Annotated in this window: 7 protein-coding genes; all 7 read right to left on the bottom strand. The window is 39.2% G+C overall.

Annotated elements, in window-relative coordinates; all coding sequences use genetic code 11:
- Window positions 1-189: 189 nt before the first annotated feature.
- Window positions 190-783, bottom strand: coding sequence for an outer membrane beta-barrel protein (locus P8O16_RS18565; protein WP_300317272.1), 594 nt, complete (start codon window positions 781-783; stop codon window positions 190-192).
- A gap of 2 nt (window positions 784-785) precedes the next feature.
- Window positions 786-1,433: a DUF4136 domain-containing protein gene (locus tag P8O16_RS18560; RefSeq protein ID WP_300317269.1), complete on the bottom strand. Its 648-nt coding sequence runs from the start codon at window positions 1,431-1,433 to the stop codon at window positions 786-788.
- An 18-nt stretch (window positions 1,434-1,451) separates the two neighbouring features.
- Window positions 1,452-1,925 (bottom strand): hypothetical protein, encoded by a 474-nt coding sequence (locus tag P8O16_RS18555; RefSeq protein WP_300317266.1) that lies wholly within the window; start codon window positions 1,923-1,925, stop codon window positions 1,452-1,454.
- 334 nt (window positions 1,926-2,259) lie between these two features.
- Complete coding sequence (locus P8O16_RS18550; RefSeq protein WP_300317263.1) at window positions 2,260-3,456, bottom strand: BamA/TamA family outer membrane protein; 1,197 nt, start codon at window positions 3,454-3,456, stop codon at window positions 2,260-2,262.
- A gap of 328 nt (window positions 3,457-3,784) precedes the next feature.
- Complete coding sequence (locus tag P8O16_RS18545) at window positions 3,785-4,441, bottom strand: outer membrane beta-barrel protein (RefSeq protein ID WP_300317260.1); 657 nt, start codon at window positions 4,439-4,441, stop codon at window positions 3,785-3,787.
- A gap of 95 nt (window positions 4,442-4,536) precedes the next feature.
- The gene (locus P8O16_RS18540) at window positions 4,537-5,562 is read right to left on the bottom strand and encodes an HAD family hydrolase (protein ID WP_300317258.1); all 1,026 of its coding nucleotides are present in this window, start codon (window positions 5,560-5,562) and stop codon (window positions 4,537-4,539) included.
- Window positions 5,563-5,615: 53 nt separating this feature from the next.
- Entirely contained in the window at window positions 5,616-7,178 is a 1,563-nt protein-coding gene (locus P8O16_RS18535) for an arylsulfatase (protein ID WP_300317255.1), read from the bottom strand.
- Window positions 7,179-7,220: the final 42 nt, after the last annotated feature.

The following is a 7,220-nucleotide window of genomic DNA, read 5'->3' as shown; positions in this document are numbered from 1 at the left end:
TCAAAACCGTTTATTTTGACCTAATTTAGTACCCGTTAAGATCGCAAGAAAGCGATTGTCACTGGCTGTCACTTCTAACTTATTTGGCTACTGGCATCTTTGCGGATATACATATAATATAAAGCCAGGTCTGAACATCAAGTTTGATAGCTAGACCTGGCCTTTAAGTTTGAAATGACAATCACACAATTATCTAATGAATACGAATCCAAAGTTTAATCCAATGTTTGATTGGCCATCTAATCCACCGCCAGAAAAAGATTGATAGTATTTAGCACCGATCTTGAAACCAAAATTTTCAGATGGTGCGATCAAAAGCCCCAACTCTGGTCTTAGCGCAAATTGCCAATACGTATTATCAGAGCTAAAAATACCCATATCAATTCTTCGATTGTGTGCGATTGTTCCTAATCCCAAACTACCATATGGTTTGACAGCCCCTTCGGTGGTTGCAAAATAAGTTCCAGTCGCTAAGATTGGATAACTTTGCTGATAGCGGTATTGAACTCCCGATAAAGAGGCTGTTCCTTCGGTATAGACTTTATTTAGCTCTCGCTTGTAAAGCGTAAAATGACCAATTTCTCCACCAATTGTAATATTTCGTTTAGTGAATACTTGGAATTCTGCGGTGAATCCTCTTCCAGAAGCCTGATCAATAAAATCAGAGGTATTTCCAGTGGGGATACTTACAGCATAATTGAAAGAGAACAAAGACTTTTGTGCATTAGCTTTTTCAGCAATAATCATCACCAAAAGAGCAAGTAATAGGATTGACTTTTTCATGATTATTTGGCTAAATAAGGTGATTGTTCAAATGCTTGATTAATAGTGGTGCCGATTCTAGCAGAAATTGTATCCACATTGCCTTCTAAAAGGCCATTAACGACTCCAGTCCAAACGACTGGGATTTGGTCAGAGGCATTTTGATTTTTAGGATCAGTCATTTGCATGATCACAGAACCAGTTCGGATACGAGTAACTTGAGGCGGGTAATATCCAGGATAATACCAGCCCCATCCTGGACCCCAACCTGGGTAGAACCAGCTCCAATACCACCAATCATAATAGAAGTATAGCTGATCAGTTTGGAATACTGCAGGAAGAATAATCAAATCCGGATCTGCTGTTGAAGTGACTTCTGTATAACCCAAACTTCTCATGTTGGATCGGATAGAAGCTAAAATTGCCGCAGAATAAGCTGGAGAAACATACTCTGGTTCAAAACCTGGCTCACCGGGAATATTTTCCTGATCTACTTTGATCACCTTATCTGGAAGGGCAAAAGTGTTTTTACTTTTGAAATTGTAAGAGTCTTCATAGTTGGTGTAGACGATGTCCAATTCATCGATGTATTCGGCCCCATCTGGGAAACAAGAAATTGATACCATTGCAAGACATGCTATGGTCACTGTGGCTTTAATTTTTTTAAACATTGTGGGTTTTGATTTTCATTAAAATTCGCCGATAAACGGCAATTCCTGCTGCATCGCATTTCGGATGGTATTGTGGATATAGCTATCCAACTGCATAAATTTTGCAGCATCAAGGGCTGAAGTAGCTTTCTTGAATTTCTTATAATATTTAGAATGAAGCTTGCTAAGTACTAAGTCATTTTTGAGTGAAAGTGATGCTAATAGATCCGCTTCTTCCTCACCCATAGAATCGTATCCCTCTAGATAGTCATTTATAATTTTGATTCGCTCTCTTCCTATCACTTGTCGCTCAGACTCATATTCCTGGTATACATTCCAGAAACTCTGTGAAACAGATTCTGGAAGATCCATGTAAGCATCGATAAGCAACTTTTTGTCTTTTCCAAAAGCAGCTTGAATTAGTGTGATTTCATCATCAATTGTTTGAGCAATTGACGGAGTTAATCCTATAGCAAATAGCAAAAGAGGTAGAATGACAATAAATTTTTTCATTTCGAAATAATTTAGTATGATTATCCGCAAAGATGCCAGTAGGCTTATTTTCTTTGTTTTACTGGATGGAAGACCGATGACGGATGACCGAAGTGGCCTAGAACCTAGAGTTTAGCTAATTATTTACTGCTTTAAGGTCTTTACTGGTAGAAAAGCGGATATACATATAATTTAGAATGAATTACTTAAAACCTATCCCAAAGATAAAATTATGATTTGAGATTAGGTTTTAAAGGCTCTTGGAGTTGCTCGATTTTGCTGAATTGTCGCAATTTGATATAAAAATAACACTCGATTTAATTGAAAAAGAGCTAAAAAAAGGCTTAAATCTCACCTAGAATGTCTCATTGATATTCAGGTAAAAACCTGAATTTCCTTTTTGGCCAAAGCCATAATCAGCCGTGATTGTGGTTCGATTCTCCTTATTGATCATGAATCGTATGCCCAATCCATACCCAGGATTCAAATTGGTGAAGAGCTTTTCATTGGTTGTTCGACTGCTGAAACTTGCTGCATTCAAGAATACAGTTCCTCCAAATGTCTCTTTGTTTTTTTGAAGAGGAAATCTATACTCAGCCTCTGAATAGGCCATGCTTTCCCCTCGGAATCTTCCCTGTGCATAACCTCTTCCACCTCGCCCAAACATGTCGTATCCAATTGATGGAAGTCCCATGTAAGGCATATTTCCTGAGACTAAGAAATTCCCAAACCCCCAAAGTGCGATCAAATGCCTTTTTCGCTTTTCACTCAGATTGAAATAATGTCGGTAGTCAAGTAATAGGGTAGAAGAAGATTGTTCTGAACCCAGGAAGGATGGATTAACCTTGTAAGAAACCAAGGCAAAATTCTTTTCATAGGGCGAAACAGCTACATCACGGTTTTCCATGATCGCATTGAAAGTTAAACCCGAAATCGTGTATTTATCGGTATTAAATCCCAATTGCTGATTATAATAATCATGCGAAAAATTTAATTCCGAGGGCAATTCTGTATCGATGAAGCTCTCTATTTTAGAGTAAACATCTAAGTGATAGCCTACACCTAGATAAAATTTAGAATCTCCAACACGCTTTAAAACTGTCTCATAAAATCTGATCCAACTAAAATCCATCTGTTGTTCGCCCCAATAAACTCCTTGTTGCAGAGGGTTTTCAGCAAACTCATTTGGTGCGCGGCTTCCTAAGCCATAAGTAGGTTGAGAAGTAATGAAATACCTCCAGTCGCCAACTAAAATCCAATCGTCTTCATTCAAGAAAATAGTACTTCTTGAGCTGAAAATCCATTGTTTTTTGGTGGTATAAAGAAAATTGCCAACCAAATTAGAAAGGTGTGTGGTACTTGGATCACCCATTCGCCAGGTGGCTGATGGTGCAATTCCGAAAAGCCAACCATTGGCTGGGTTGGAGCCAATCGCTGGAAGTGGTACTTCTTTAAACTGATTAAACTTGTTGGGTTGATAGCTGATTGAATCTTGGGAGAAGGCTGTGTTTCCAGCCAGAAACAGGCTTACTAGTAATAGGTAGCTTTTCATTCAGAGGATGTGATAATTTGAATTTAGGTTCTTTTTCATTCCAGTTGTTTGGCTTTTTGGATTGAAATTTTGATTCATTAAGTTCTGAATTTATGTTTTTTCTAGGGTATGAAAAGGGCCAATCCTAGCTTAAAGCTGTTTGTCGTTTTTTCCAGTATAGCTAAAACTGTGTTTTAGAATTCAAACTTCAAGCTAATTCAATTTTTTTTAGAAATTATCAAATCCATCAAGGGAATAAATTGAAAACAAATTTCTTGAAGTTCAAAGAATTAAAAAGGGGAAAAGATATTAGACTTTTCCCCTTCGTCAGTTAATGTTTTCTGTTTAGTTACTTTTGAGGAATCCTAAATACTAGTCCACCTTCAAACCCAAACTGATACATAGAGGAGTATGAACTTAAACCAGCACCTGCTCCTCCGGTTCCAAAGTAAAACCCCCCTCCAACAGATTGAACCGCAGACATTAGAGAAGCTTGAACCCGAAAAGCCACATTTTCAGCTAGCCAAATATTAGTGCCTCCTCGCATACTCCAAGCAAGTTTTGTTGCATTAGAGCTTCTGTTATTATCTGGATTTTGTAAAGAAAAAATTCCCATTCCAATACCTGCTCCGAAGAATGGTTCAATGGTTTCATTTACTGGGAAATAGCGTGTTCCATTGAGCATGATCCAATTTAAAGCTAGATCAAAGTCTGTACTTTGAATTGATCCATTGAAAATACCGCCATCTTGATAGATCGTAGGAGCATTTGTATCTTGACGAAGGTATTGAATCTCAATAGCGCCTTTTCCTGGTATATGATATTCTAATCCAGCTCCCCATTGGAAGCCTCCTTTGATTACCCCATCATAGTAGGATGAATTTGAGAAGTAGGAATCAACACGGTCATCAAATACGTAACCGCCATAGGTGTTTAATCTAAGCTCTTGGCTCATTGCTAGGTTAGAGAAAGCCAATAAAAAGAGAATGAGTAAGCCTTTTTTCATAATTGTTTCTTTTTCAAGTGATAGATAGGAACTGTTTTATTTATAATCAAAATTTCCGGGTAGATAGGATCGGTTAATTCAATGTTCACTAAAATCTAGTCTTTTGGATATATCTTTTTCCAATCATTTTTCATATCTACAATGGTCCAACCATTTTCAGTAGCATAGTCCCATCCTTTATCAAATCCTCCAATTGGAGAACCTCGATCATAGGCCCATTCTCTATCCGCATCTGTGTGATGCACATAGACTTGTAATGATTTGCCTTCAGTTCCTGCTGAATATTGGAGCATTTGTAAATCTCCATCGGAGTTCCCGAAAGCGGCTATCGGAGGCTTGCCTATATGCTGATGAATTCCAACAGGTTTACCTTCTTTGTCATCGATGAAGTTTAGTTCTGGGAGCTTGATAATCGTCCCTTTTCCATCTATTAATTCAAATTTTGATTTAATCGAACTACCAATTACCTGTTCAGATGGAATTCCATAAACTTCCTGACTCCAAGGTCTCATAAAATCAATTCCACCTCCTGAAACAATAAATGTCTTAAAGCCATTTGCCCTTAAATAGTCAAATACCTCGAGCATGGGTTGGTATACCATTTCCTTATATAAGAGATTGGTTTTAGGATGCCTTGCTGTATTGATCCATTCAATGACATCCGCATCAAACTCTTCTGCAGTCATTCCAGAATGAGATGCCATAATCAGTTTTAATAATCCATGCTCTCCAAAAGAAAGAACCTTTTTTACATCTCCCGCTATGGCTGCTGAAAATAAGGGGTCAGAATTCCATTCTGGATGTTGATTAGCCATTTCTTTCACACGGTCTAGACTAAACTGAAGCTGGAAATAAAAAGGCTGTTCGGACCAAAGGCAGCCGTCATTATCAAAGGTTGCAATTCGATCAGCAGGGGCTACAAAGTCAGGACTTCCTACTGTAGTAGTCGCCGCGACAAAATCTAAGATTGAACTTTTAGCAGCTCCCTCATTCCAAGAGGGCAGAGGATCCGATAGGACAGGCTCAGCAGTGCTTGAGTCTACATCTGAAGGCTTTGGAGACTGGCAAGCATTTAGTGTCAAGACGCTAAATAGGGCTAAGAGAATTGTTCTAGTTTTCATTGTTCAGCGAAAATAAAAGGAAAAAAGCCGGTTCATTTGAACCGGCTTTATGATTATTTATTATGGCCAGTGGACATATTTTCGATTTGTTTCTGGACCTTCCCTAAGCTCCAGTCACCAGCAGTCTGACTAGGTGGATATTCTTGGAAAGTAGAAAGGAAATTGAATGCGTATCCTTGGATGGACGTCAGGATATAAGCTCTATCTATATACCAATCGTAATAAGTGTTTGAGCCATGAAGTGCTTTCTCAAAAGGATCTCTTCGTAGATTCATCAAGTAAGGCGCTCTAAGTTCTACAAATGGCTCTAACCAGATTTGAAGTTGGCTAGCTCTATTCTCTAAGAACATTGCTTTCCAATCAAGATATCGCAATGCGGCTACTGATCCAGCATCATCCACATATACAAATCCTTTCCGAGGGGATTCATCGACTTTTCCAGTTAAGTAATCCAGTTGATTGACTCCATCAATGTAGTTTTTGTAGGTTCTGCCTCCCATGGAAACACCTTTCATGATTTTGCTTTTCACATCAGCATCACCAGCGATGGCTGCAAACGTTGGCAACCAATCTTCATGCGATACGATGCCGTTTAGGGTAGTTCCCGCCGGGAATTTTCCAGGCCATTTTATGAAAGCCGGAACACGGTAAGCACCTTCCCAGCTACTGTTCTTCTCGCCATGGAAAGGAGTAGTTCCAGCATCAGGCCAAGTATTATAGTGTGGACCGTTATCGGTAGAATACATTACAACTGTATTATCAGCAATCCCTAGTTCATCCAAAAGTGCAAGAAGTTCTCCTACGTGCATGTCATGCTCCACCATTCCGTCACCATACTCATCTTGACCGCTGATACCACGATGCTCTTCTTTCACGTGTGTTCTGAAGTGCATTCGAGTACCATTCCACCAAGTGAAGAAAGGCTTTCCGGCCGCTACCTGCTTTTTGATAAATTCTTTTGCGGCTGCTACCGACTCATCATCGATAGTTTCCATCCTTTTCTTTGTTAAGGCACCAGTATCTTCAATTTTCTGCCCGCCTTTTCCATCTGCCCAGGAGTGGATCACACCTCGAGGTCCGTAGACATCTTGGAATTTTTTGCCATTCGCAAGGATCAAATCCGTAGGATAATCTTCGTTTTCAGGCTCTTCTTCAGCATTTAAGTGATAGAGATTTCCAAAAAACTCGTCGAAACCATGATTAGTAGGCAAGTGCTCGTCTCGGTCACCTTGGTGGTTTTTACCAAATTGACCAGTTGCATAACCCATGTTTTTTAACACCGTAGCCATTGTGATATCTGTAGTCTGCCAACCTTCTTTGGCTCCAGGCATACCTACTTTGGTCATACCAGTTCTTACAGGTACGTTTCCTCCAATAAATGCCGCACGGCCTGCCGTACAAGATTGCTGTGCGTAATAGTCAGTGAATGCTACTCCCTCTCTCGCAATTCTGTCGATATTCGGGGTACGATAACCCATCATTCCACGGTTATTGTGGCTAATGTTCCATGTTCCTATATCATCGCCCCAAATGACAAGAATATTTGGTTTTTTCTCCTGAGCGTAGCTTGCTACACTTAGATATGCTCCTAAAAGCATTAAAAATAATTTCTTCATAAAATGAATAGAATTAAGATTGAAATTGAATGTTGCAAACTA

Origin of the sequence: Algoriphagus sp. (genome assembly GCF_029254265.1) — a bacterium.
In the GTDB taxonomy this organism is placed as follows: Bacteria; Bacteroidota; Bacteroidia; order Cytophagales; family Cyclobacteriaceae; genus Algoriphagus.
Note: the sequence above shows the minus strand (reverse complement) of the source record. Positions and strands in the feature narration are given on the sequence as shown.